Genomic DNA, 24,043 nt, shown 5'->3' with positions numbered 1-24,043 from the left:
TTCTGCTCCGGCAAGTTAAGCGAGACCGCACATGCACACGATCGAGCACTGGATCGCCGGCGGCGCCGCTGGCTCCACATCGGCTACCGCCACCCGCACCGCCCCCGTCTACGACCCCGCCACCGGCCGCGAGCAGGCCCGCGTCCTGCTCGCCGAGACCGCCGACGTCGACGCCGCCGTGAGCGCCGCCGCCAAGGCGTACGACAGCTGGCGCGACAGCTCGCTGTCCCAGCGGATGCGCGTGATGTTCGCCTTCCGCGAGCAGCTGGCCAAGCACGAGGACGAACTGGCCCGCCTCGTCTCCGCGCAGCACGGCAAGGTCGTCTCCGACGCGCGCGGCGAGATCGTCCGCGGCCGGGAGGTCGTCGAGTACGCCTGCGGGATAGCCGACGCCCTCAAGGGCGGCTACTCCGACCAGTACTCGCGCGGCGTCGACGTCCTCTCCTTCCGCGAGCCGCTGGGGGTGTGCGCGGGCATCACCCCGTTCAACTTCCCCGTGATGGTGCCGCTGTGGATGCACCCCATCGCGATCGCCACCGGCAACACCTTCGTGCTCAAGCCGAGCGAGCGCGACCCGTCCGCGTCGAACCTGATCGCGCAGCTGTACGCGGACGCCGGGCTGCCCGACGGCGTGTTCAACGTCGTCCACGGCGACAAGACCGCCGTCGACGCGATCCTCGACCACCCCGGCATCTCCGCCGTCTCCTTCGTCGGCTCCACGCCCGTCGCGACGTACGTGCACGAGCGCGCCACCGCCGCCGGCAAGCGCGTCCAGGCACTCGGCGGCGCGAAGAACCACGCCGTCGTCCTGCCGGACGCGGACCTGGGGTTCGCCTCCGACCAGCTCATCGCCGCGGCCTACGGCTCCGCCGGCGAGCGCTGCATGGCGGTCTCGGTGGCCGTCGCGGTCGGGGACGCGGCGGAGCCGCTGGTCGAGGTGCTGGCGCGGAAGGCGCGCGCGGTGCGCGTCGGGCCCGGCGACGACCCGGCCAGCGAGATGGGGCCGCTCGTCACCCGCGCCGCGCAGGAGCGCGTCGGCGGGGCGGTCGCCTCGGCGGCAGAGCAGGGCGCGACGGTCGTGGTCGACGGGCGGGAGCTGACGGTCGCGGGGCACGAGGAGGGCTTCTTCACCGGGCCGACGCTGCTGGACCACGTCAGCGCGACGATGGACGCGTACCGCACCGAGATCTTCGGGCCGGTGCTCGCGGTCGTCCGCGTCGACACCCTCGACGAGGCGATCGCGCTCATCAACGCCAACCCGTACGGCAACGGCACCGCGCTCTTCACCGGCGACGGCGAGGCGGCCCGGCGCTTCCAGCGCGGGGTGCACGTGGGGATGGTCGGCATCAACGTGCCGGTGCCGGTGCCGATGGCGGCGTACTCCTTCGGCGGCTGGAAGGACTCGCTCATCGGCGACAGCCCCGTGCACGGCCCGGAGGGCGTGCGCTTCTACACCCGCCCGAAGGTCGTCACCACCCGCTGGCCGGCCGGCGGCAACCCGGCGGCCCGCGGCGCGGCGTTCGCGTTCCCGACCGCCGACTGAGCCGCCCCGCATCACCCCGTTACGAGCCCCGACCACCCGAGAGGCCGCACCCTCATGACGAACGCATCCGGCGCCCCGCCCTCCGCCCCGCGCCCTGCCGCCGGCAACCTGTGCCTGGGCTCCGCCCCCTGCTCCTGGGGGGTGTGGTTTCCCGAGGAGGAGCACCAGGTCCCGTACACCCGCTTCCTCGACGAGCTGGCCGAGACCGGCTACAAGTGGCTGGAGCTGGGCCCGTACGGCTATCTGCCCACCGACCCGCAGCGCCTCGCCGGCGAACTCGCCGACCGCGGGCTGCAGGTCTCCGGCGGCACGATCTTCGGCGCCCTGCACCGCCCCGCCGAGTGGGACGAGACGCTGGCCGCCGTCCGCCGCGTCGCCGAGCTGACCGCCGCCGCGGGCGCGCACCACCTCGTGCTCATCCCGCCGCTGTACCGCGACGAGAAGACCGGCGACTTCACCGAGCCGCCGGAGCTGACGGCCGCGCAGTGGACGGCGCTCGGCAAGGCCGCCGACGACCTCGGCAGGATCCTCCTGGACGACTACGACGTACGGCTCGTCGTCCACCCGCATGCGGACAGCCACATCCAGACGCAACCGGAGATCGAGCGCTTCCTGAACGCCACCGACTCCCGGTACGCCAACCTCTGCCTGGACACCGGCCACGTCGCGTACGGCGGCGGCGACAACCTCGACCTCATCCGCCGCTACGCCGAGCGCATCGGCTACGTCCACATCAAGCAGATGGACCCGGTGATCATCGAGCAGGTCCGGGCCGAGAACCTGTCGTTCAGCGAGGCCGTCAGCCGCGGCGTCGCCGTCGAGCCGCCCGCGGGCGTGCCGAACCCGGCGGACATCGTCGAGGCGCTGTCGGAGCTGGACGCGGAGCTGTTCGTGGTCGTCGAGCAGGACCTGTGGCCGTGCGAGCCCGACGTGCCGCTGCCGATCGCGGTCCGTACCCGCGACTACCTGGCGGGCGTGGGCCTGAGCGGCACCCGCCGCCCCCGCTGAGAACGAGTCCGAGGAGCAGACAGACATGACGGTACGCATCGGAGTCGTCGGCACCGGCGCCATCGGCCGCGAGCACATCGAGCGCATCACCCGCACCATCAGCGGCGCCCGCGTCAGCGCCGTCGCCGACATCGACGCCGCGCTCGCCGAGAAGGCCGCGGCGGAGGCGGGCGGCGCGCGGGTCGCGGAGGCCACCGACATCCCGGGGTCGCTGATCGCCGCCGACGACGTGGACGCGGTGCTGGTCTCGTCCTGGCACGCCGCCCACGCCGGGCACGTGCTCGGCGCGATCGCCGCGGGCAAGCCGGTGCTCTGCGAGAAGCCGCTGGCCACCACCGCGGCGGACGCGCTGCGCGTGCTGGCCGCGGAGGAGGCGTACGGGCGGCGGCTGGTGCAGGTCGGGTTCATGCGCCGCTACGACCCGGGGTACCGGGAGCTGAAGCGGGTCATCGCCGACGGCGGCATCGGCCGGCCGCTGATGATGCACTGCGCCCACCGCAACCGGTCCGCGGTCGAGCGGTACACCACCGAGATGGCCGCGCAGGACACCGGCGTGCACGAGATCGACGCCGCCCGCTGGCTGCTCGACGACGAGATCGTCTCGGCGCAGGTCATCATGCCGCGCGCCACGGAGCGCCGTTTCCCGCATCTGCAGGACCCGCAGTTCATGCTCTTCGAGACGGCCGGCGGGGTCCGTATCGACCTGGAGGTCTTCGTCAACTGCCAGTACGGATACGACATCCGGTGCGAGACGGTCGGTGAGACGGGCCTCGTCCGGCTGCCCGACCCGGCGCGTGCCGAGGTCCGCGCGGCGGCGCGGGTCGGCACGGAGATCGACCAGGAGTGGGGCGGTCGCTTCGCCGCGGCGTTCGACGTGGAGATGCAGGCGTGGGTCGACTCGGTGGCCGCGGGCGCGGCCACCGGACCGAGCGCCTGGGACGGCTACGCGGCGACGGCGGTCGCCGCGGCGACGGTCGAGGCGCAGCGCACGGGTGCGGTGGTGGACGTGAACCTCGTGGAGCGCCCGGCGTTCTACGCCTGATCTTCCCGCGGCCCGGCCCCGACCGCGGGGGGAGGGGCCGGGCCGTGGGAACCCCGCCCCCGCTTCGCCGCGTCTCCGTAAGGGCAGCAGGCGTGTCCAGGCCGGCGTACGGGTACACGGCGGCCTGAGGGTGGCGGTGGCCCGTCGGCTCACACGTCGTCGCCGGCCAGGACGCCGTCCGCGTCCACGATCCGGTACGCGTACCCCTGCTCGGCGAGGAACCGCTGGCGGTGCGCGGCGAAGTCCTGGTCGATGGTGTCGCGGGCGACGAGCGAGTAGAACCGGGCCTCGTGCCCGTCCTCCTTCGGCCGCAGCACCCGGCCGAGCCGCTGCGCCTCCTCCTGCCGCGAGCCGAACGTGCCGGAGACCTGGATGGCGACCGTCGCCTCCGGCAGGTCGACCGAGAAGTTCGCGACCTTCGACACCACCAGGACGCCGATCTCACCGCGCCGGAAGGCGTCGAACAGCTTCTCGCGGCGGGCGTTGGTCGTCTCGCCCTTGATGACGGGCGCGTCCAGGTGCTCGCCCAGCTCGTCGAGCTGGTCGATGTACTGCCCGATGACCAGCGTCTGCTGCCCCGCGTGCCGGGCGACCAGCGCCTCGGCGACCTTGCGCTTGGTGTCGGTCGTGGCGCAGAAGCGGTACTTCTCCTCCGTCTCCGCCGTGGCGTACGCGAGCCGCTCGGCGTCCGTGAGGTTCACCCGCACCTCGACGCAGTCCGCGGGCGCGATGTAGCCCTGCGCCTCGATCTCCTTCCACGGGGCGTCGAAGCGCTTGGGCCCGATCAGCGAGAACACGTCGGACTCGCGGCCGTCCTCCCGTACCAGCGTGGCCGTCAGCCCGAGCCGGCGGCGCGCCTGCAGATCGGCGGTGAACTTGAAGACGGGTGCCGGCAGCAGATGCACTTCGTCGTAGACGATCAGCCCCCAGTCGCGGGAGTCGAACAGCTCCAGATGCGGATAGACACCTTTGCGGCGCGTCGTCAGCACCTGGTACGTGGCGATAGTGACCGGCCGGATCTCCTTGCGGGCGCCGCTGTACTCGCCTATCTCGTGCTCGGTCAGCGACGTCCGGCGCACCAGCTCGCTCTTCCACTGCCGGGCCGCGACGGTGTTCGTCACGAGGATCAGCGTCGTCGCCTTCGCCTCGGCCATCGCGCCGGCGCCGACGAGTGTCTTGCCCGCCCCGCACGGCAGCACAACGACGCCGGAGCCGCCGTGCCAGAAGCCCTCGACGGCCTGTTTCTGGTACGGGCGCAGCCCCCAGCCCTCCTCCACCAGCGAGATCGGGTGCGCCTCCCCGTCCACGTACCCCGCGAGGTCCTCGGCGGGCCAGCCGAGCTTCAGCAGCGCCTGCTTGATCTGCCCGCGCTCCGACGGGTGCACGGCGACGGTGTCGTCGTCGAGCCGCGCCCCGACCAGCGGCTGGATCCGCTTGGAGCGCAGGATCTCCTCCAGCACCGGCCGGTCGGTGGAGGAGAGCACGAGGCCGTGCGCGGGGTCCTTGGCCAGCGTCAGCCGCCCGTACCGCGCCATGGTCTCGGCGACGTCCACGAGCAGCGCGTGCGGCACGGGATAGCGCGAGTAGGTCACGAGCGCGTCGACGACCTGCTCGGCGTCGTGCCCGGCGGCCCGCGCGTTCCACAGGCCGAGCGGCGTGACGCGGTACGTGTGGATGTGCTCCGGGGCGCGCTCCAGCTCGGCGAAGGGCGCGATGGCGCGCCGGCACTCGTCCGCCAGCTCGTGATCGACTTCCAGCAGGAGCGTCTTGTCCGACTGGACAATGAGCGGTCCGGACCCCATGCGCCCCTCCTCAGCTGTTGGCGTTGGCCGGTGGCCAAGCCTCCAGTGTGCCGCAGGGCGCTCAGAACTCGGTGAGGGCCCGGAGGTCGATCTCGATCGGGTAAGGCTGTTCCGTGACCAGCTTTTCGCGGTGCACCGGGTGCAAAGGTGCTTCGATAAAGGAGCGCGCCTCGCGGGGGAGCCAGAACTCGTGAACCGCCGGAGTGTCATCCGGCTCACGCTCCACGCGGTGGTTGTGCCAGGTAACGGCCATCCCCTTGGGCACGATCACTCCGTCCACGAGTTCCCAGTCGAAGGGCAGATCCAGGTCCTTGACCTGGTCCACGGTCCACCCTTCCTTCGGCGGGAACATCCAGTTCTCGGCGGTAGCCGGCTCCTGCCGTTCGGCGATCATCACTGCTCCCATGGGTCTGAGTCTGGGTGCGGACGCGGGTCGAGATCCCACGCATGACCATCTTGTCACTCGATGTGGTGGCCGATGAGGTCGTCGCTTGACGCGCGTCCGTGCGGCGGCTCAGCTCATTGCCTTCTTCACCAGCTCGGTGACCCTCTTTTCGTGGGCCGGGGTCAGCTCGGTGACGGCGAAGGAGGTCGGCCACATGGTGCCCTCGTCGAGGTGCGCGGCCTCGTCGAAGCCGAGGGTCAGGTACCGCGACTTGAACTTGTCCGCCGCCTGTACGTAGCAGACGATCTTCCCGCCCTTGCCGTTCTTGGCGCCCTTGGCGTACGCGGGCATCCCGTACCACAGCCGCGGCGACAGCTCGGGCGCCGCCTCGGTGATGAGGGTGTGCAGCCTGCCGGCGATGCTCCGGTCGGACTCCGGCATCTCGGCGATCTTCTCCAGCAGCTCGGCCACCGGGTCGGTCTTGGGGCCGCCGCGCTTCGTCTTCTTGATCTCCTTCGCGCGGTCCTTCATGGCCGCGATCTCTTCCGCCGTGAAGCCCTCGTAGGACTCGCCGTCCGCGGCCGTGGCTGCCTTCTTCGCGTCCGCCATCGCAGTACCTTTCTGGGGTCTGACCGGGTACGCGTCTCAGATTACGAAGAACGACCGGCGATGGCTTCTTAAGAACTGACCGGAGGTTTGCCGTGGCACGCAGCCGCCGACTGATCCTGACCCCGCCCGAGAAGGTGTGGGACCTGCTGAGCGACGGCTACCGCTACGGCGAGTGGGTCACCGGCGCCCGGGAGATCCTCGCCGCCGACACGCACTGGCCGGCGGTCGGCGCCCGGCTGCGGGTCCGCGTCGGCGTGGGGCCGATGGCGCTGGACGACACCTGCGTCGTCCGCGTCTGCGAGCCGGGCCGGCGGCTGGAGCTGGAGGCGAAGGCCGACCCGTTCGGGGCGGCCCGGATCGCGATGCGGCTGGCGCCGTGGGGGGAGAACACGCTGTTCCTCCTGGACTGGCACCCGCTGCGCGGACCGGGGACGCGGATGCACGGGCTGCCGGTGGACTACCTGGTCGCGGTGCGCAACGGGATGATGCTGACGAAGCTGGCGCGCATCGCGGTGCGGGAGTACGCGGCGGCCGGAGGGCGGGTGGGCGGGGCGGGTGCGGGCGTCAGGCGCGGGTGACCCGTTCCTGCAGCTCCGTGACCCAGTCGGCGTGGCATACGGACCGAGACGCGGCCGTGGGGGCGAACTCTCGTTTGGCGAACCGGACGCCGTCCGGTGCAAGGGCTCACACGGTGTGAGGGTCACGTGCGGCGCGGGGCGGGGTGAGGGCTCAGGAGGAGTCGCCGGCGAGTTCGGCGGCGCCGGTGATGCGGTGGAGGGGGTAGGTGCGGACCTCGTCGGCGGTGTGGTCGTACGCGGTGACGTAGCCGCCCTCGACGCGGACGGGGGCGATGACGCGCTGGCTGGCGGCGCCGTCGGCGTTGACGTAGCCGATCCAGACGGCGGCGTCGGCGAGGACGGCGGCCTGGAGGACGGCGAGGGTCTCGGCGGCGGTGGTGCGGGGGAGGCCACCGGGGCGGGTGGCGTCGGGGGTTTCCGGGGTGCCGGGGGTGCCCGGCGTGCCCTGCGTGCCGGGGGTGGGGCGGACGGGGGCGGTGGCGGCGCGGTCTCCGGCCCGTACGGCGCGGACGGCTGCGGCGAGGAGGGTGGCGTCCGGGGTGGGCGGGCCCTCGGGGACGGGCGCCGGCGGCGTACGGGGCGGGGTGCGGCGGGCGGCGGCGCGGGCGACGAGGACGACGCCGTCCGGCGACTCGGCGGCGGGGGCGTAGCCCATCGCGCGGAGCCGTTCCAGCAGCACGTCGGGCGGGGTGGGGGAGACGAGCACGGTGGGCGCGAGGTGACGTAGCCGCAGCTCGGCGGAGCGCCGGTCGGCGACGATCTCGGCGAGGAGCGTGTCGTCGTCGCAGCGGAGGTACGCGCCGGCGGCACCGATCCGCAGCCGGCCGTGCTTGCGGGCGACGTCGTCGATGAGGTAACTGAGCGGCTGCGGCACGGGGGTGCGGGCGTGGGCGGCGAGGAAGTCGTGCAGCTCGGCGGCCGACCGCCCGGCGTCGAGCGCGCGCCGTACGGAGGTCTGGGTGAAGCGGTAGACGGTGGCCCCGCCCTTGGACTCGACCTCGGCGAGGACGCCGAGCACGGCGGCGAGTTCGCGCTTGAGGGGGCCGGGGGCGATGGCGGTGAGGTCGGCCTGCAGGAGCACGTGGTCGACGGGCGGGGGGAGGTGCGGCGCGAGCGCCCCGGCGGCCCGGGCGGCGGCGGCACGGGCTTCGGCGGGGGTGGCTGGGGAGGGGTGCGCCGGGGCGGCGGCGGTGCGGAGCCGGGCGGCGAGGGCGGCGGCGCCGGTGGCGGGGGTGCCGCCGGGTGTGGGGGCGATGTCGCGGGGGGCGGTGCCGGGCGGGGCGACGGGTTCTGCGCCGGCTTCTGCCTCGGCGGCGCTGGTCGCGGGTGGTTGGGCGGGGTCGTTGTCGGAGGGGCGGCCTACCCTGGGGCGGGAGTGCGGGGAACGGGGGTTTGCGGTCTCTGCGGCACCCGGGGTCTCTGCGGCACCCGCGGTCTCTGCGGCACCCGCGGTCTCTGCGGCACCCGCGGTCTCTGCGGCACCCGCGGTCTCTGCGGCACCCGCGGTGTTCGGATCCGTACCGGCCCGGACTGCCGCCCTCGCAGCCGCGTCGCGGGCGCTCGCCTCCGGGGTCACCAGCAGCGCGCGGCCGTGGGTCGCCAGGGCGCCGCGGCCCGTGACGCCCAGCAGCTCCGCCTCCGCCAGCGTCCAGCGGGTCAACCGCGTACGCAGGTCGGCCTCCTCGCCCTCCGCCGCGCCCTCCGCCGCGCCCGCGCCGCCGCCCCGCGGGGGGCGTTCCCAGCGGAGCCGCGCCACCACCGAGTCCGCCGTCGCCGCCGTACCCTCCGGCAGCCCCGCGAGCAGCCGCAGCACCCCCTGCCGTACCTCCGGTGCCGCGCCGCGGTCCAGCCCCTCGCCCAGCGTCGTCAGCGCCCGGCCCTTGCCGTCCCGGCCGCCGACCAGCCCCGGCGTTCGCGTCGCCGCCAGCCACGCCGCCGCCAGCTCCGCCCACCGTTCGGCCGCCGGCAGCTCCAGCCACTCGTCGTACGCCGGCGTCGGCGCGAACCGCTCGTCCGTCTCCCCGTCCGAGGCCAGCAGCCCGGCCGCGTACGACAGCTCCACCCAGAACACCGCCCGCGGCTCCGCGACGTCCAGCGCCGTCGCCGTCCGCTTCAGGTCCCGTACGGCCAGACCCCCCGCCCGCAGCACCGACGGGCTCGCCGCCGCCCACTCCCCGAGTAGCTCCTCGACGGTCGCCACCGCCACCGCCGCCTGCCCCGCGGCCGTCGCGTCCACCACCCGCATCCCGTACGAACCCGCCGCCACCGGCTCCGGCGGCACCGCCGCCACGCGCCGGTGCGCCCGGCCGTCGCGCAGGTGCAGCGCCACCTCGCGCGGCAGCAGCACGTTCCCCGGCGCCGTCGGCAGCAGCAGCCCCCGGTCCAGCAGCCACCGCACGTGCGCCGGCGGTTGCGCCGACACCGTCCCGTACGGCGGCCCCCACGTCAGCCGCCCCAGCACCGTCACCGCGTCCGGCGGCGCCTGGTCCAGCAGGTCCGCCATCCGCTTCGGGTCGGAGAACAGCGCGGTCAGCGACTCCACGGCCGAGACCGGGTCGTGCGTGGCCGGCAGCCCGGCGTGCGCCAGCACCTGCTGCAGCCGCCCCGGCGACATCCCCGTCGCCGCCTCCGCGGCGCCCGGCCCCAGGCCGGTCGGCGACACGGCCCCCTGCGGCGCCAGCAACTCCCGCGCCGTGCGCACCAGCCGCAGCCGCTGCTCGTCCCCCCACACCAGCGCCTGCGCGCGCAGCTCCGCGACGGCGCGCGGCAGCGCGGCCACGGTGTCGGGCTCGTCGCCCATCAGCCCGGCCAGCACGTCGTACGGGCACGGGTCCGGCGCGATCGCGAGCGCCTGGGCGGTCTGCTGCGTGAATCGGTCGAGCCGTTCGAGCGCGCGGGCGACGGAGGCGCGGGTGGCGGCGCGGGTGGCCAGCTGGGTGAGGTCGCCCGGTACGGGGGTGAGCAGGTCGGGCCGGGCGCGGAGCAGCTCGGCCAGCGCGGTGTCCGGGCGGGCGCGGAGTTCCTCGGCGAGGGTCCGGGCGGGGTTGCCGGTCGTCATCCGCTCCACAGTAGTCCTCGCCGGACGGGCCCTACCGGACGAAGCCGGGCTCGGCGGCCCGCTGCCGGTCCAGCGCGTCCGGGCCGACACCGCCTCCGGCGGGGGGCACACGCGGGCGAGAGAGCCGCGTACGGCCCGCTTCGGGCTGCCGGGCTGCCTGTCGGCTCGGGGCGGTGGCGCGGTCGCGGGCCCGCATCCGCCGCAGGGCCGCCTGCGGCGCGGGGCCGCCTGCGGGGCTCCGCGCGCACCGCCGGCAGCCGGTTCGTTTCCTACGGGGCCACAGACCCCCGTCCGGCGAGGACTACGTCGGGTCCGCGCCCATCGTGTCCAGCACCGGCAGCGCCGGCTCCACCGGCTTCGGCATCACCGCCGCCTCCGAGTGCGCCCCGCACCCGTACGCGAGCGAGACGACGTGTCCGTCGGCCGGGGAGTACTCGTTCGCGCAGACGCCGAAGGCGCGCCGCAGCGAGCCCGCGAGCGGCATGAGGAAGCCGCAGCTCACGCAGGACGCCGGCGCCGCCTGCGCCATCGGCGTCTTGGGGCCGTACTCCTCTTCCCACCGGTCCGCCGCGGTGTGCAGGCCGTAGCGGGAGAGCACCCGGTGCCGGGTCATGCCCAGTTCGTCGGCGACCGCAGCGATCTCCGCGCGCCGCGGTACGCCGCCGCCGGACAGCGCCGCCACCGAGTCCGCCTCCGCCTCCGGCGTCTCCTGCCCGATGTCGGCGGCCGGGCCCGCCGCCACGCCCGCTACGCCCGCCAGGCCTGCGACATCCGCCACGCCCGCGACTCCCGCGGCGACTTCCTCCTCCAGCTCCTCCTCGCCGACCGCCAGACCCGGCGCCAGCCGCAGGTCCTCGCCCTCCGTCGGCAGCAGGTCGCCGGGCCCCAGGTCCCCGGGGCGCAGCCGCTCGTGCCACGGCACCCACTCCGGCGCCAGCAGCGCCTCCGGGCCGGGCAGCAGCACCGTTTCGTCCAGCGTCACCGTCCGCGCCCGGGACGCGCGCGCGACGGTCACCGCCCACCGCCACCCGCGGTAGCCCGGCAGCCGGCACTCGAAGAGGTGGGTCACCACGCGCGTGTCGTCGGCGGTGACGCCGATGTGCTCGCCGATCTGGTCCGCACCCGCGGACTCCTCGGCCGCCGCACGGGCGAGGTCGACGGCGTCGGCGCACTGCTGGTCGGGGGTGACGCGGCTCCGCGCCGCGGCGCCGCGGACCGCGGGCGTCTCGGCGGGGCTGTTCGCAGGGCTCATCTGGCTCACAGTCTTTCGGTACGGACGGCCGGGCGGGCGCGCGAGCCGAGGGAGCGGACCGGGGGGCCGCGTCAACGCTCGGTTCCTCACGACACACTCAGAGGCGCGTCTTTCACCCTACCTGGCGCCACGCCGGGACCGTACGCCCACCACCCGCCTCGGCGGCCGGCCGCCCCCGTGCGCCCCTGGCCGGGCCGCCACGTGCCCCGTACGGACCACCCGTGGATCCCCGGATGACCACCCGCGGCTCCCCGGATGACCGCCCGTGGCTTCCCCGATAATCGCCCGTGGCTCCCCCGATGATCGCCCGATGACCGCCGGATGACCGCATGCGCCCCCGCGGGGTTCTCGCCCTACCCTCCCGCGTGCGGGCACTATGGCGAGGTGGTCGAGGACCGGGCAGCTCCCGCGACCGGCTCGCTGCAGCACGCGGGCCGGGCGGTCGGGCGCGCCGTGCGCCGGCCGGTCGTCGGCGCGGCCCGGCGGATCCGCCGGGCCACGCACGCGCAGGGCGCGGGGGAGTCGGGCCTCGGGCGGCTCATCGAGCTGCACATGGTCAACGCCGCCGGGGACATGATGATCACCGTCGCGCTGGCGTCCACGGTGTTCTTCTCCGTACCGACGGACGAGGCCCGCGGCCGGGTCGCGCTCTACCTCGCCATCACCATGGCCCCGTTCGCCCTGCTCGCCCCCGTCGTCGGCCCGCTGCTGGACCGGATGCCGCACGGCCGCCGCGCCGCCATGGCCGGCACGATGCTGGCGCGGGCGCTGCTGGCGCTGGTGCTGGCGGACGCGGTGAAGTCCGGGGATCTGAGCCTGTATCCGGCGGCGCTCGGGGTGCTGGTGTGCTCCAAGTCGTACGGGGTGGTGCGCTCCGCCGTCGTGCCGCGGCTGCTGCCGCGGCGCACGTCGCTGGTGAAGGCCAACAGCCGGGTGACGCTCGCCGGCCTGCTCGCCACCGGGCTGGCCGCCCCGATCGGCGGTCTGCTGCACCTCATCGGCCCCGGCTGGCCGCTGTACGGGGCGCTGGTCATCTTCGGCTTCGGGGTCGTCCTGTCGTTCCGGATGCCGCCGGCGGTCGACTCCGCGCGCGGCGAGGGCAAGGCGCGGCTGGCGTCGGGCGAGGAGGGCCGGCCGCGGACCCCGTCGAAGCCGGGGCTGCGCTCCGTCGGCCCCTCGGTGCTGTACGCGCTGCAGGCCAACTCCGCGCTGCGCGTGCTGTCGGGGCTGATGACGTTGTTCCTGGCGTTCCTGCTGCGCGACAACCCGCCGGGCGGGCTGCGGCCGGAACTGACGCTCGGCATGGCTGCGGTCGCCGCCGGCACCGGCAACGCGCTGGGCTCGGTCATCGGCTCCTGGCTGCGCGCCCGCGGACCGGAGAAGCTGATCGCCGTGCTGCTGTCCCTCGCGCTGACGATGACGGTGCTGGCGGCGGTCTTCTACTCGCTGCCGCTGATCATCGGCGTCGCGGCGATGGCGGGGTTCGCGCAGTCGCTGGCGAAGCTGTCGCTGGACGCACTGATCCAGCGGGACGTACCGGAGTACGTGCGCACGTCGGCGTTCGCCCGCTCCGAGACGGTCATGCAGTTGTCGTGGGTCGCGGGCGGTGCGATCGGCATCCTGCTGCCGCTGAGCGGCGTGGGCGGGATGGCGGCGGGGGCGGCGGTCGTCGCCGCGGGGCTGCTGGCGACGGTACGAGGGCTGCTCACCGCCGCCCGCCGCGGCACGCCGCACCCGCGCGTGGCCTGACCGGGGGTGACAGGTAGCCTGCCCGCATGACCACTGCGCCCGCCACCACCGCGTTCTCCCACGCCAGCGGCCCCCGCGGCACCGGCGGCCCTCGCGGCACCGGCGGTCGGCGTGGCCGCCGCGCTGGTCGCGCTGGTCGCGCTGGTCGCTCCGGGGCGGCTCTCGGCGTCGCGGCCCTCTCGGTCTTCGCCCTGGCCGGGTGCGAAAAGCCGACGCCGCTGGCCCAGATCACGGTGGGGGGCCGCACGGCGAGCACGGAGGCGCAGTGCTACGACGAGGGGGAGGACATCCCCAGCGGGGAGCTGGACGCCTGCGTCGCGGAGCGCGCGGGTGCGTCGATCACGGTGGACGCGGGGGAGCGGGTCCGGATCGGCGTGGATCCGGATATCGCGGACACGGGGTGGACGCTGTTCGTGGACGGCCGGCCGGTGGTGCCGCGGCCGAGCAAGCACACGTATGTGACGTACAACGCGGACCAGTTCCTCAACGCGCAGTCGCCGACGGGGGAGCCGGTGCTGAACGACAAGGCGAAGGTCGGCATCGTGGAGATCGACGACGAGGGCAAGTACAAGGGCGCGTGGAGCTTCGACCTGAAGCGGAAGAAGTCCTGACGGGACGACTGACGCCCCGTCCGGCGGGGCGCCTGGCGTGGTGTCCGACGCGGCGCCCGACGGTGCGCCCGACGGGACGGCGGAGCTGATGTCTGGCGGTGGGACGGTGACGCCTGGCGGCGGCGGGGGCGCGGGCGCGGGTGCGCTCGGCGGCGGGTATGTGGCGGCGTCCGGCGGTGCGGGCGCATCTGGCGATGCGGACTCGGGGTCCGGCGGCGGGCCTGTCTCGTCGGAGGGGCGGCGTGCGGGCCGGGCTGCGGGGGCGGGGGCGTCCGGCCGCGGCGGTGAGCAGGGATTGTCGGAGGGGCGGCCTACCCTGGGGTGGGTGTGTGGGGGTCGGGTGCTGGTGGTCACCGCCGTTGCCGCGGAGGCCGAGGCCGTCGGGCGGGCCGGGCGGGGTTACGACGTCGTGGTCGGCGGGGTGGGCCCAGCGGCCGCCGCGGCGGCCACCGCAACGGTGCTCGCCGCGGCCTCCGTTCCGTACGACGTCGTCATCGCGGCCGGGATCGGCGGCGGTTTCGCGGGGGTGGTGCCCGTGGGCGGGGTGGTCGTGGCGGACGAGATCGTGGCCGCGGATCTGGGGGCGGAGACCGCGGAGGGATTCGTGCCCGTCACGGAGCTGGGCTTCGGCGCCGTGGTCCACCGCCCGCCGCCGGAGGCGGCGCGGGCGGCGGCGGAGGCGACCGGCGCGGTGCTGGGTGCCGTGCTGACCGTGTCCACCGTCACGGGCTCCGCGGAGCGCGCCGCCGGCCTGCTACGGCGCCACCCGCGCGCCGCGGCCGAGGCGATGGAGGGCTTCGGCGTCGCCGAGGCCGCGGCCCGGCACGGGGTTCCGGTGCTGGAGATCCGCGCGGTGTCCAACGCCGTGGGCCCCCGCGACCGCGCCGCCTGGCGCATCCCGGCGGCCCTGACGGCCCTGACGACCGCGTTCGCGTCCCTCTCCGACATCGCCACGTCCCGCGGCACGCGCCCCGCCTCCGGCGCCGAGCCCGCTGCCCCCGGCGCCGAGACCCCGCCCGCCGCCTCCGGCGCCGTGCCCGTCGAGGCCGCGCCCGCCGGGACCGCGTCTGCCGGCGCCGTGCCGACCGGGACCGTCCCGGCCGAGACGGCACCCGCTGGGACCGCGCCCGCCGAGGCCGCGCCCGCCGAGGCCGCGCCCGCCGAGGCCGCGCCCGTCGAGACGGCACCCGCCGAGGCCGTCCCGGCCAAGACGGCACTTGCCGAGACGGCACTCGCCGGGACCGCGCCCGCCGGGACCGCGTCTGCCGACGCCGTGCCGGCCGGGACCGTGCCGGCCGGGACCGTGCCGGCCGGGACCGTGCCGGCCGGGACCGTGCCGGCCGGGACCGTGCCGGCCGGGACCGTGCCGGCCGGGACCGCGCCGGCCGGGACCGCGCCCGCCGGGACCGCGCCGGCCGGGACCGCGCCCGCCGGGACCGCGTCTGCCGAGACCGCGTCTGCCGACGCCGTGCCGACCGGGACCGTCCCGGCCGAGACGACACCCCCCGGGACAGTCCCGGCCGAGGCGGCATCCGCCGACACCGCATCCGCCGACGCCGTGCCGACCGAGCAGGCATCCGCCGAGACCGCGCCCGCCGGCACTGTGTCCGTCGACCCCCACACCGCCGCCAACGTACGTTCCCCGCACACCCGCCCCAGGGTAGGCCGCCCCTCCGACAACCCCCCGCCACCGCCGGAGGCCGACGCCCCCTCGACCGGACCCACCGCCACCACCGCCACCCCCGCCCCACCGGACGGAGAGGAGCACCCATGACCTCGCCCGCGAGCCCTTCGCAAGCCCTGCGGATCGCCTACTCCCCCTGCCCCAACGACACCTTCGTCTTCCACGCCTGGGCCCACGGCCTCGTCCCCGGCGCCCCGCCCCTCGACGTCACCTTCGCCGACATCCACCTCACCAACGGCATGGCCGAGCGCGGCGAGCTGGACGTGCTCAAGGTCTCGTACGCCGTCCTCCCCTACGTCCTCGACCGCTACGCCCTCCTCCCCTGCGGCGGCGCCCTCGGCCGGGCCTGCGGGCCGCTGGTGCTGACCGCCGCCGCGCAGAACCCCGTGGACCTCGCCGGGCGCACCGTCGCGGTGCCGAGCGAGCGCTCGACCGCGTACCTGCTCCTCCGGCTCTGGGCCGCGACCGAAGTGCCGGGCGGCGTGGGCGAGATCGTCGTCATGCCGTTCGACGAGATCATGCCCGCCGTCCGCGACGGCAAGGTCGACGCCGGGCTCGTCATCCACGAGGCCCGCTTCACCTACCAGGGCTACGGCCTGCACTGCGTCGCCGACATGGGCGAGTACTGGGAGGCCACCACCGGCCTGCCCATCCCCCTCGGCGCCATCGTCGCCCGCCGCGCCCTCGGCGCCGAGACCCTGCACGCGCTCGCCGCCGCCACCCGCGCCTCGGTGCGGATGGCCTGGGAGGACCCGGAGGCGTCGCGCGCGTACGTGAGGGAGCACGCGCAGGAGATGGACCCCGCGGTGGCCGACCAGCACATCGGGTTGTACGTCAACGAGTTCACCGCCGACCTCGGCGAGGACGGCTATGCGGCGGTGCGCGGGCTGCTCACCCGGGCGGCGGCGGAGGGCCTGGTGCCCCCGCTCGGCCCGGACGCGCTGGCCTTCCCGTAGCGGAAAGCCGGAAGCCGGAAGCCGGAAAGCCGGAAACCCGAAAGCCGGAAGCCCGAAGCCCGTGGGCTCCGGTGCTTCCGTCTGAGGCGATACGGTACGGGTACGGGCCCCCGTCCCCGCACCCCGCAGCCCTACGCGCCTACGTGCCACCCGCCGCCGCCCCGCGGCACTCGCCCCCTCAGACGTCCAGCTGATCGGCGACGGCCCGCAGCATGCCGGCGATCTTCCGGCCGTGTGTCTTGTCCGGGTACCGGCCGCGTTCGAGCTGCTGCGTCACGCTCTCCAGCAGCGTCGTCAGATCCTGCACGATCGACGCCAGCTCGTCCGGCTTGCGCCGCTGCGCCGCCGCGACCGACGGGGTGGGGTCCAGCAACGTCACGGACAGCGCCTGGTCGCCGCGCTGCCCGGCCACCACGCCGAACTCGACGCGCTGACCGGGCCGGAGAGTCTCCACCCCGTCCGGCAGCACCGACGAGTGCACGAAGACGTCACCGCCGTCGTCGCGGGAGAGGAAGCCGAAGCCCTTCTCGCTGTTGAACCACTTGACTTTGCCGGTAGGCACGTGTCGTCGCCCTGTCTTCGTTTTCGTACTCGCCGCCCCCGAAAGAGCAGGAGAGCGGGTCACGCGACCCGCCACCTCAAGGCTAATGGTCCCCCGCGTGGTGACAAGATGTCGCCGGGTGCTTCCTCAGCGCATATACCGTGCATACCCCGCGCACTTCCCGCCCCGCCTACGCTGGTGGTGTGAACACCGGAACCTCCCGCCCCGGGGACCTGCTCGTACGCGCCGGAGCGATCGTCTTCCTCGTCGGCGCGCTCGGTACGTTCGTCACTTTCGTCCCGTTCTTCGTCGGGGCGGACCCGCTGCCGACAGCCGCGTACCTCGTTTCGATGCTGATGGGCGTCGGCTTCGGGCTCGCGCTGGCCGGGCTGTTCCGCTCCGCGGCGGCGTCCCGGCGCAAGGCGCGGCAGGCGGCGCCGTAGCGTACGGCCCGCGCGCCCGCCCGTGCGCTACAGCGCCGGGTCCCCCGCGAGCCACCCGGCCAGCCAGCCCGGGAACGCCGTCAGATCCGGCAGTACGACATCCGCCCCCGCCGCCCGCAACTCCTCCGCCGGGCACGGTCCCGTGGCCACAGCGACCGACAGCACCCGCGCCGCCCGCGCCCCCGCGACGTCCCCGACGTGGTCGCCGACGTACGCCGACGCCCCGTACTCCGTCAGCGCCTCCGCCTTCGCGTCCGCCCACAGCCCGCCGACGACCGCGTCCGGGGACAGGCCCAGGTGGTCGACGTGCAGCTTGGCCAGCGGCCGGCTCTTGGCGGTCACCACGAGGGCCCGCCCGCCGGCCGCCCGCACCGCCGCGAGGGCCTCGGCGGCGCCGGGCAGGGCCGTGGTGGGGGTGATGCCGTGGTCGGGGTAGAGGGCGCGGTAGCGGTCGCCCAGGGCGGCCACGCGGTCCGCGGGGAACCAGTTCGCCAGCTCCGACTCCACCGGCGGGCCGAGACGCGACGTGACGAGGTCGGTGTCGACGTACCCGCCGGTCTCGGCGACGAGCGCCTCGTACACGGCCTTGATCCCCGGCCGGGAGTCGATGAGGGTCATGTCCAGGTCGAAGCCGACAGTGAAACCCGGCGGCGGGGAATGTGTATGCACAGGCCAATTGTGCCCGCCGCCGTTTTCGTCAGGAGAGGAGGATGGCCTGCAGCCGCTCGTCGAGGAACTCGCCTACGGTGGCGGCCGTCTGATCCGAGCCCGGCGGCATCGGCGTGGTGGGGCCGGGGTTGTAGAACCAGACCAGCGACATGAGCTGTTCGGCCGGCGCGTCCGCCGGCGGCGGCAGCACGCGGTGCCAGCCCGCCTGCCACCGCCCCCCGCTCCACATCGCCCCCAGCTCACCGAGGTTGACGGTCAGGGCGTCGGTTTCGGGGTGGTACGGGGCGTCCTGCCAGTTGTCCTCGTCGTCCTCGGCGTCTGCCGGACCGTTGCGGACCTGTAGGCAGCCCAGGCCGTGCTGGCGGTCCAGTACGGCCATGAGGTCCCAGTCCTGGTGCGCGCCGAGGCGGTACTGACCCGGGCGCGGCTCGCCGGTCTGCCGCCTGCTCCCGTACCAGTTGATGTTGCACGTCCAGGCCGCGTCGGTGTCGTAGCGGGTGAGGAAGTCGGCGGGCTCGCCGAGGGCGGCGGCGAGCAGTTCCAGCAGGTCGAGGGAGAGGCGCCGCATCTGGCGCGCGTACTCCTCGACCGGCTCCCGCAGCGCGGGCGCCTCGGCCGGCCAGACGCCCGGGTGGTGCGGGTAGAGGCTCCACAGCTCGACGAGGTCCGGCGGGCTCGCCGCGTCCTTGACGGCCGCCGCGGCGATGCCTCCGGGGCCGGTCCAGCCGCCGCTGCCCTCGTTGCGGTAGCCGTCCTTGACGGCGGGGGGCAGGTCGAAGGCCGTGCGTGCGGCCTCCCTGACGGTCGCGCGCAGGGCGGGGTCCACGCCGTGGCCGGTCACCATCACGAATCCGGTCTCGCGCAGCGACGCGTCGAGCCGGGTGAGGAGCTGCTGCCGTTCGTCCGGGGCACCGGACCGCCAGGACGCGAGGTCGACAAGGGAGATGCTCATGGGTGCCTCTCTCCGGGATGGTTCCGTGGCGGCCTCATTGTTGCCGCGGCGGACGGCCCCGTACAGCGGACGAGCGTCGGACGGGCGTGAACGCGGGGCCCGTACCGTACGCCGCGCGCTGGCTGCCGAGCCTCACCCGCGCGGGCCTGCCCGCGGAGCGCTAGCCGGGCGCTACCCGCGCAGGCGCCGCCGCGCGCGCCAGAGCAGGAACAGCGTCGAGGCGACGGCCGCGAGCCGGACGAGGTCGAGGAACATGTCCTCGTACGCCTGCCCCATCGTCCCCTCCTTCAGCTGCTCGCCCCACCGCCCCTCGTTCCGTCCCCACAGCCACACCAGCCCGCCGGCCCCCACCGTGCCCGGCACCCCGAGCGCGGCCCACTTCTTCTCCGCCATCGTCAGCCGGCGCGACGTGTACACCAGCGCCCAGCCGACGACCGACGCCATCCACTGGTTGAGCGCGGCGCCCCCCAGCAGCGCGCCCATCGCCAGCACCTCCATCAGGCCGGCGCTGCGCAGCAGGTCGCGGGTGGCGGCGCCGCGGCGGCGCGGGGTGGAGGGCTCGTCGTCCTCGTAGTCCTCCTCGGCCTCGGCCTCCGCCTTCTCCCGGCGGGCCTGCTTGGCCTTGGCGGCCCGGGCCGCCCGCGCCGCGTTCGCCGCCTTGGCGGCACGCGCGGCCCGGCCCACGGCGCCCGCGCCGCCGCCGCCCTTCTGCGTGCCGGGCTTCAGCTGCTCCCCGTCGTCCTCGTTCTCGTTCTCGTCCTCGTAGTCGTCCTCGTCCTCGTCGTCCTGGTCCCCGGGTTGCCGGAACAACTCCGGCAGCTCGACGCCGCCGGTGAAGCCCGGGACCTTGTCGGCGCCGCCCGCGCCGCCGGGCATCGGGCCGCCGAACGGCCCGGGTTCGACGTGCCACCAGTCGGGGTCGGAGTGCGTGCCGTCGAGTTCGTCCTCGCCGGCGAGGTGCGGCGGGGAGGCGGCGGTGGGGGGCGGCTCGGCGGGCGGGGTGAAGTCGTCCGGCGCGGACCCCGGTTGGGGTACGGGGTACTCGGGCCCGCGTCCGCCGGACCGGCCCGTCCCTCGCCCGCCCGTACCCCGCCCGCCCGTCGTGCGCCCGCCGCCGCCGTCAGAGCCGTCGGAGAAGCCGGAGCCGGTACGTGGCCGGGGCAGCCGGCCCAGCCACTTCTCCGACCCGCCCACCCGCGGCCGTGGCAGCCGCGACGCCAGCCCGCCGCCCCCCGCCGGTGGCTCCCCGGGCTGCACCGCGACCTCCGGCACCGCGGAGGCGGGGTCGCGCTTGGCGGCCTCGACGATGTCCCCCGGGCTGCCGAACCGGGCGAGCACCTGCTTGACCGCGGCCACGCTGTGCGCACCCTCGGCGGCGCGCACCTTGTCGATGCCGGCCCGCAGCTCGTTGACCAGCCGCATGCGCTGCCCGGAGGGCAGGGCACGCTGCTGTGCGATGTCGCCGACGCGGCTCAGGTAGTCGTATACGAGCTGGTCGCTCTCGATGCCCACCGAATCCCCTACGGCCGTGCGCTGTTGACTTCTCGACGGTACCGCGCGGACGGGCACCCCCTCGCCCCCGTACGCGGCCCCGGCACCCGCGAGGGCGAGTGCGCCGCGCGTACGCCGCGGGTGACGGAATACGCTGCGGCGACCGGTACCTCCCGCGACAAGGAGCCTTCGTGGACCCCGTGGATCCCGTGGACCCCCTGGCCTCCGTGGCCGACCCCACCGCCCGGCTGCGCGCCGCCGCGCTCGACGCCTGGGCGGCGTCGGCCGCCCGCTTCCGGGAGGACGCCAACGCCGAGGAGGACCTCGCCCTCGGCGGCTACCGCGACCGGCTGGTGGTCGAACTGGCCCAGAACGCCGCGGACGCGGCGGCCCGCGCCGGCGTCGCGGGGCGGCTGCGGCTGACGCTGGATGTCCCCGACGGGACCGGGGAGACGGGACCGGCCGGGACCGCGGCCGGGACCGACGGCGAGCCGGCCCAGGCCGTGGGCGAGCCGGCCGGAGCCGGCGGGCCCGGTACACACGCCGCCTCCGGCGGCGCCGGGGTGCTGACCGTCGCCAACACCGGCGCCCCCCTCGACGCCGCCGGTGTCGAGTCGCTGTCCACGCTGCGGGCCTCCGCCAAGCGGGGAGAGGACACGGACGAGGCCGTGGGCCGGTTCGGGGTCGGGTTCTCCGCCGTGCTGGCGGTCAGCGACGCGCCGGAGGTCGTCTCCAACGGAGGCGCGCGGGTGCGGTGGTCGCTGGCGGAGGCCCGGGAGATGGTCCGTACGACGGCCGAGCGCAACCCCGCGCTCGCCGACGAAGCCGCCCGCCGCGAAGGCCACGTCCCCCTGCTCCGCCTCCCCCTGCCCCTCGCCGAAGCCGAAGCCGAAGCCGGTGCCGACGCCCCGGCCGTGCCCGACGGCTACGACACCGTCGTCCGGCTCCCGCTGCGCGACCCGGCCGCCGCCGCCCTCGCCCGCCGCCTGCTCGCCGGCGTCGACGACGCCCTCCTGCTGGCCCTGCCCGGCCTGGCCGAGGTCGAGGTGGAGACCCCCGAGGGCGTACGCACCCTGCGCCGCCGCGCGGACGGCCCGTACACGGTCATCGAGGACACCGGCCGTACGCCCCGACAGCCCGGCGCCTCCGCGCTGCCCGGCGCCTCCGCGCTGCCCGGCGCCTCCGCGCTGCCCGGCACCGCACTCACCCATCCCCCGCACTCCCGCCCCAGGGTAGGCCGCCCCTCCGACATTCACCCCGGTCAGCCCTCCACCGCCACCCGCTACCGCACCCGCACCGCCGCCGGCCGCCTCGACCCCCGCCTCCTCGCCGACCGCCCCGTCGAGGAGCGCCTCCGCCCCACCTGGACCCTCACCTGGGCCGTCCCCGTGGGTCCCGACGGCGCCCCCGCCGCCCCCACCACCGCCCCCGTACTCCACGCCCCCACCCCCACCGACGAACCCCTCGGTGTCCCCGCGCTCCTCATCGCCTCCTTCCCCCTCGAACCCACCCGCCGCCACTTCGCCCCCGGCCCGCTCACCGACTTCCTCGTCGACCGCGCCGCCGACGCCTACGCCGCGCTCCTCGCCGACTGGGCCCCCCTCACCCTCGGCACCGTCGACCTCGTCCCCGGCCCCCTGGGCCGCGGCGAACTGGACGGCGCCCTGCGCGCCGGCATCCTCCGGCTCCTCCCCGACGTCGCGTTCCTGCCGCCCGCCGCGCCCGAGGAGCCCGCCGCGCCCGAGGAGGGCGCCAAGCCGCAGCCGCTACGCCCCCGCGACGCGCTAGTCGCCGAGGGCGCCGGCGCCGAGACGGTGCAGCGGCTCGGCGACGTCTTCCCGCAGCTGCTCCCCGCCGGTCTGGAGCGCCGCGGCGAACTGCGCACCCTCGACGTCGCCCGCGTGCCGCTCGGCGAACTCGTCGAGCGGCTCAGCAGCGTCGAGCGTCCCGCCGCCTGGTGGTACGGCCTCTACGGCTCCCTCGCCGGCACCGACCCCGAGGAGCTGGCCGGCTTGCCGGTGCCGCTCGCCGACGGCCGCGTCGTCGTCGGCCCGCGCCAGGTACTCCTGCCGACCGGCGGCGCCGACAGCACCGACGGCACCGGTGACCGGCCCCAGCGCCTCGCCCGCCTCGGCCTGCGCGTCGCCGACCCCGTCGCCGCCCACCCCGTGCTGGAGCAGCTGGGCGCCGTGCCCGCCACGCCCCGCGCCGTGCTGACGACGCCGCAGGTGCGGGCGGCGGTGGCGGGGTCGCTGGACGCCGGGGAGGTGTGGTTCGACGAGGGGCCGGAGCAGGGCGCGCCGGGTCCGGAGGAGCTGGCGGACATCGTCCTCGGGCTGGTCCGCGACGCGCACCTGGAGCCGGGCGACGAACCGTGGCTGGGCGCCCTCGCGCTGCCCGACGAGGACGGCGAGCCGGCCCCCGCCGGCGAACTCGTCTACCCCGGCAGCCCGTTCGCCGCCGTCATCCGGCCGGGTGAGCTGGCGCTGTGCGCCGGCAGCCTGGTCGAGCGGTGGGGGGAGGAGCCGTTGACGGCGGTGGGGGTGCAGGCGGACTTCGCGCTCGTACGGGCCGAGGACGTCGTCCTCGACCCCGACGAGCTGGAGCCGCGCGACGCCGACTACCCCGAACCCGACGACGCCGGGCTGCTCGACGCCGTCGACGTGTGGTGCGAGGACGTCCTCGACCAGCTGCCGGACACGCCCGTGCCGCCGGTGCTCACCGAGCTGGTGGGCGTACGGGACCTGGACCTGGTCGACGACGCGCGCTGGCCGCAGGCCCTCGCGCTGCTCTCCCGCCCGCCGCTGCGCGAGGCCCTCACGCGCCCCGCGCGCGTGCTGCTGCCGGACGGCGAGGCGCACCTCGTACGCCCGTACACCGCCTGGTGGCTGCGCGGCAACCCCGTGCTCGACGGCCGCCCGCCCGCCGGCCTGCGCGCCGCGGGCGGCGACCCGCTGCTCGCCGGGCTGTACGAGCCGGCCGACGCCTCCGCGGTCGGCGACGAGCAGGTCCTCCGCGCCCTGGGCGTACGCACCTCCGCCGCCGTGCTCCTCGACGAACCGGGCGGCGCCGCGGAGTTGCTCGCCCGCCTCGCCGACCCCGCGAGCGACGTCACGCCGCCCCAACTCCACGCCCTCTACACCCTCCTCGCCGGCCTCGACCCCGCCGGCGTCACCCTCCCGGACGACCTCCGCGCGGTTCGCGACGGCGCCACGGAGGTCGTTCCGGCCGCCGAGGCCGTGGTCGCGGACGCCCCGGACCTGGTGCCCCTGGCCACGGCCCGCCCGCTGCTGCCGGTCGACCCGCGGCGGGCGGCGGCGCTGGGGGAGCTGCTGCAGGTGAGGCGGCTGACGGAGGCGTACGAGGCGTCGACAGTGCGGGTGCCGCCGGCGGGCGAGACCCGCGAGGTCCCCGAGGCCGTACGGGAGCTGCTGGGCGCGGACACCCCGGCGACGTACGAGGAACACGAGCGGTTGACGGTCGACGGCGTCGAACTGGACTGGCGCCGCACCCCGGACGGCACCGTCCACGCGGCGACGATGGAGGGGCTGGCGGCGGGGCTGGCGTGGGCGACGGGGCAGTGGCAGCGGCGGTTCGAGGCGGCGGCGCTGCTGGAGGACCCGACGCGGACGCGGGAGCTGGGGGAGGCCCGCTGGTTCGACTGAGGGCC

At 75.7% G+C, this 24,043-nt stretch carries 18 protein-coding genes and 1 pseudogene; 10 read left to right on the top strand and 9 right to left on the bottom strand.

Translation table 11 applies throughout. From position 1 onward, the window contains the following. Positions 1–31: 31 nt before the first annotated feature. The 3 genes from T328_RS29615 to T328_RS29605 are packed head-to-tail and all read left to right on the top strand — an operon-like array spanning position 32 to position 3,593. Entirely contained in the window at positions 32–1,543 is a 1,512-nt protein-coding gene (locus tag T328_RS29615; protein WP_496499285.1) for a CoA-acylating methylmalonate-semialdehyde dehydrogenase, read from the top strand. Positions 1,544–1,597: 54 nt separating this feature from the next. After that, the gene (locus T328_RS29610; protein ID WP_496499284.1) at positions 1,598–2,551 is read left to right on the top strand and encodes a TIM barrel protein; all 954 of its coding nucleotides are present in this window, start codon (positions 1,598–1,600) and stop codon (positions 2,549–2,551) included. Between the two features lie 25 nt (positions 2,552–2,576). Then, positions 2,577–3,593 carry a Gfo/Idh/MocA family protein gene (locus T328_RS29605; protein WP_496499283.1) on the top strand — a complete coding sequence of 339 codons (1,017 nt, stop codon included), beginning with the start codon at positions 2,577–2,579 and terminating at the stop codon, positions 3,591–3,593. A 149-nt stretch (positions 3,594–3,742) separates the two neighbouring features. Here the strand turns inward: T328_RS29605 and T328_RS29600 are convergent, their stop codons facing one another. The 3 genes from T328_RS29600 to T328_RS29590 form a co-directional block, all read right to left on the bottom strand. Continuing rightward, positions 3,743–5,395 (bottom strand): DNA repair helicase XPB, encoded by a 1,653-nt coding sequence (locus tag T328_RS29600; RefSeq protein ID WP_496499282.1) that lies wholly within the window; start codon positions 5,393–5,395, stop codon positions 3,743–3,745. 61 nt (positions 5,396–5,456) lie between these two features. Further along, the gene (locus T328_RS29595; protein WP_496499281.1) at positions 5,457–5,801 is read right to left on the bottom strand and encodes a hypothetical protein; all 345 of its coding nucleotides are present in this window, start codon (positions 5,799–5,801) and stop codon (positions 5,457–5,459) included. Between the two features lie 108 nt (positions 5,802–5,909). Continuing rightward, positions 5,910–6,389: an iron chaperone gene (locus T328_RS29590; protein ID WP_496499280.1), complete on the bottom strand. Its 480-nt coding sequence runs from the start codon at positions 6,387–6,389 to the stop codon at positions 5,910–5,912. A gap of 92 nt (positions 6,390–6,481) precedes the next feature. On the opposite strand from T328_RS29590, the gene T328_RS29585 reads away from it, so the two are divergent. After that, positions 6,482–6,967: an SRPBCC family protein gene (locus tag T328_RS29585; protein ID WP_496499279.1), complete on the top strand. Its 486-nt coding sequence runs from the start codon at positions 6,482–6,484 to the stop codon at positions 6,965–6,967. Positions 6,968–7,118: 151 nt separating this feature from the next. On the opposite strand, the gene T328_RS29580 is transcribed toward T328_RS29585, so the two are convergent. Then, positions 7,119–10,025 (bottom strand): helicase-associated domain-containing protein, encoded by a 2,907-nt coding sequence (locus T328_RS29580; protein ID WP_496499278.1) that lies wholly within the window; start codon positions 10,023–10,025, stop codon positions 7,119–7,121. A 301-nt stretch (positions 10,026–10,326) separates the two neighbouring features. Further along, the gene (locus tag T328_RS29575; RefSeq protein WP_496499277.1) at positions 10,327–11,277 is read right to left on the bottom strand and encodes a DUF3027 domain-containing protein; all 951 of its coding nucleotides are present in this window, start codon (positions 11,275–11,277) and stop codon (positions 10,327–10,329) included. A 384-nt stretch (positions 11,278–11,661) separates the two neighbouring features. Between T328_RS29575 and T328_RS29570 the strand changes: the two genes are divergently transcribed. From T328_RS29570 to T328_RS29555, 4 genes and pseudogenes are all read left to right on the top strand, one after another. Continuing rightward, the gene (locus T328_RS29570; protein ID WP_496499276.1) at positions 11,662–13,026 is read left to right on the top strand and encodes an MFS transporter; all 1,365 of its coding nucleotides are present in this window, start codon (positions 11,662–11,664) and stop codon (positions 13,024–13,026) included. Between the two features lie 26 nt (positions 13,027–13,052). Continuing rightward, entirely contained in the window at positions 13,053–13,637 is a 585-nt protein-coding gene (locus tag T328_RS29565) for a hypothetical protein (protein WP_496499275.1), read from the top strand. A gap of 346 nt (positions 13,638–13,983) precedes the next feature. Continuing rightward, a pseudogene (locus T328_RS29560) lies at positions 13,984–14,595 on the top strand (futalosine hydrolase); the annotation flags it as partial. A gap of 812 nt (positions 14,596–15,407) precedes the next feature. Further along, on the top strand, positions 15,408–16,277 hold the full coding sequence (locus T328_RS29555) for a 1,4-dihydroxy-6-naphtoate synthase (RefSeq protein WP_496499274.1): 870 nt from the start codon (positions 15,408–15,410) through the stop codon (positions 16,275–16,277). A 178-nt stretch (positions 16,278–16,455) separates the two neighbouring features. Here T328_RS29555 and T328_RS29550 read toward each other — a convergent pair whose 3' ends face one another. Continuing rightward, positions 16,456–16,839 carry a cold-shock protein gene (locus T328_RS29550; protein ID WP_027755166.1) on the bottom strand — a complete coding sequence of 128 codons (384 nt, stop codon included), beginning with the start codon at positions 16,837–16,839 and terminating at the stop codon, positions 16,456–16,458. A 182-nt stretch (positions 16,840–17,021) separates the two neighbouring features. Here T328_RS29550 and T328_RS29545 point away from each other — a divergent pair, with 182 nt between their 5' ends. After that, positions 17,022–17,261, top strand: coding sequence for a hypothetical protein (locus T328_RS29545; RefSeq protein ID WP_496499273.1), 240 nt, complete (start codon positions 17,022–17,024; stop codon positions 17,259–17,261). Positions 17,262–17,288: 27 nt separating this feature from the next. On the opposite strand, the gene T328_RS29540 is transcribed toward T328_RS29545, so the two are convergent. From T328_RS29540 to T328_RS29530, 3 genes are all read right to left on the bottom strand, one after another. After that, on the bottom strand, positions 17,289–17,930 hold the full coding sequence (locus T328_RS29540; RefSeq protein WP_496499272.1) for an HAD family hydrolase: 642 nt from the start codon (positions 17,928–17,930) through the stop codon (positions 17,289–17,291). Between the two features lie 28 nt (positions 17,931–17,958). Continuing rightward, positions 17,959–18,882 carry a 2-oxoglutarate and iron-dependent oxygenase domain-containing protein gene (locus tag T328_RS29535; RefSeq protein ID WP_496499271.1) on the bottom strand — a complete coding sequence of 308 codons (924 nt, stop codon included), beginning with the start codon at positions 18,880–18,882 and terminating at the stop codon, positions 17,959–17,961. A 171-nt stretch (positions 18,883–19,053) separates the two neighbouring features. Further along, on the bottom strand, positions 19,054–20,394 hold the full coding sequence (locus T328_RS29530) for a hypothetical protein (RefSeq protein ID WP_496499270.1): 1,341 nt from the start codon (positions 20,392–20,394) through the stop codon (positions 19,054–19,056). Between the two features lie 179 nt (positions 20,395–20,573). On the opposite strand from T328_RS29530, the gene T328_RS29525 reads away from it, so the two are divergent. Continuing rightward, the gene (locus tag T328_RS29525; protein ID WP_496499361.1) at positions 20,574–24,038 is read left to right on the top strand and encodes a sacsin N-terminal ATP-binding-like domain-containing protein; all 3,465 of its coding nucleotides are present in this window, start codon (positions 20,574–20,576) and stop codon (positions 24,036–24,038) included. Positions 24,039–24,043: the final 5 nt, after the last annotated feature.

The organism is Streptomyces sp. CNX435 (genome assembly GCF_059570575.1).
Note: the sequence above shows the minus strand (reverse complement) of the source record. Positions and strands in the feature narration are given on the sequence as shown.

Excerpts from the sequence above, each read along its gene's own strand:
- T328_RS29595 (WP_496499281.1), bottom strand. The coding sequence starts at position 5,801 with ATGGGAGCAGTGATGATCGCCGAACGGCAGGAGCCGGCTACCGCCGAG.
- T328_RS29615 (WP_496499285.1), top strand. The coding sequence starts at position 32 with ATGCACACGATCGAGCACTGGATCGCCGGCGGCGCCGCTGGCTCCACA.
- T328_RS29600 (WP_496499282.1), bottom strand. The coding sequence starts at position 5,395 with ATGGGGTCCGGACCGCTCATTGTCCAGTCGGACAAGACGCTCCTGCTG.
- T328_RS29535 (WP_496499271.1), bottom strand. The coding sequence starts at position 18,882 with ATGAGCATCTCCCTTGTCGACCTCGCGTCCTGGCGGTCCGGTGCCCCG.
- T328_RS29580 (WP_496499278.1), bottom strand. The coding sequence starts at position 10,025 with ATGACGACCGGCAACCCCGCCCGGACCCTCGCCGAGGAACTCCGCGCC.
- T328_RS29565 (WP_496499275.1), top strand. The coding sequence starts at position 13,053 with ATGACCACTGCGCCCGCCACCACCGCGTTCTCCCACGCCAGCGGCCCC.
- T328_RS29610 (WP_496499284.1), top strand. The coding sequence starts at position 1,598 with ATGACGAACGCATCCGGCGCCCCGCCCTCCGCCCCGCGCCCTGCCGCC.
- T328_RS29590 (WP_496499280.1), bottom strand. The coding sequence starts at position 6,389 with ATGGCGGACGCGAAGAAGGCAGCCACGGCCGCGGACGGCGAGTCCTAC.
- T328_RS29605 (WP_496499283.1), top strand. The coding sequence starts at position 2,577 with ATGACGGTACGCATCGGAGTCGTCGGCACCGGCGCCATCGGCCGCGAG.
- T328_RS29575 (WP_496499277.1), bottom strand. The coding sequence starts at position 11,277 with ATGAGCCCTGCGAACAGCCCCGCCGAGACGCCCGCGGTCCGCGGCGCC.
- T328_RS29555 (WP_496499274.1), top strand. The coding sequence starts at position 15,408 with ATGACCTCGCCCGCGAGCCCTTCGCAAGCCCTGCGGATCGCCTACTCC.